The sequence below is a fragment of the Vibrio sp. YT-19(2023) genome, assembly GCF_033337395.1.
The window spans coordinates 1-520 of record NZ_JAWOQN010001135.1 but is presented as its reverse complement, the minus strand read 5'-3'; the positions used below and the strand labels follow the sequence as shown (position 1 = coordinate 520).

The 520-nt window shown below is 46.9% G+C and carries 2 pseudogenes; both read left to right on the top strand.

What is annotated here, in order from left to right:
- Window positions 1–160: pseudogene (locus tag R7E78_RS30470) on the top strand (phospholipase); the annotation flags it as partial.
- Window positions 157–520, top strand: a pseudogene (locus R7E78_RS30465) (chromosome partitioning protein ParA); the annotation flags it as partial. The pseudogenes R7E78_RS30470 and R7E78_RS30465, both read left to right, overlap by 4 nt.

The window sequence follows — 520 nt, the reverse complement described above, 5'->3', positions numbered from 1 at the left end:
AAATGTGGAATACCTCGATTACGTCATGGTGAGCAACGAATATGGCGTGAAATCGTTTAACGACAACCGCGTTGATGTTCCACGTTCAACGGCAGAGGGGTTGTGGAAACATTACAACCTGTCGGATCACTTCCCTGTCAGCGCCGTGATCAAGCCATGAAGCTCAGCTTACTAATCACTGTGTCCGCCGTTTTGGCGGGCATAGTTTGGTTTTCAGTCAATGTCGACGAGCGCGATCACTTAACGCAGCTTTCTTCGGAGTTGCAGGATAAATCAATCGCATTGGTTGATAGTGATTCGAGGCCACCCCAGCGCCAAAGCAGTACTCAAAAGTCCAAGTCAAAATCAGACAACATGCCCACAGAGATTCAAGATCTTGCAGAGCGACTAAACCGCTCTAAAGGTCGAGCATTGAAAGCAGAAATCGAGACGTTTTGGCACACCTGTATGTCCGAGCTCAATTGCGAATCCAAACTTAATGAACTTGCCACAGATTTGTCTGCAGAGCGTTTTAATTTGT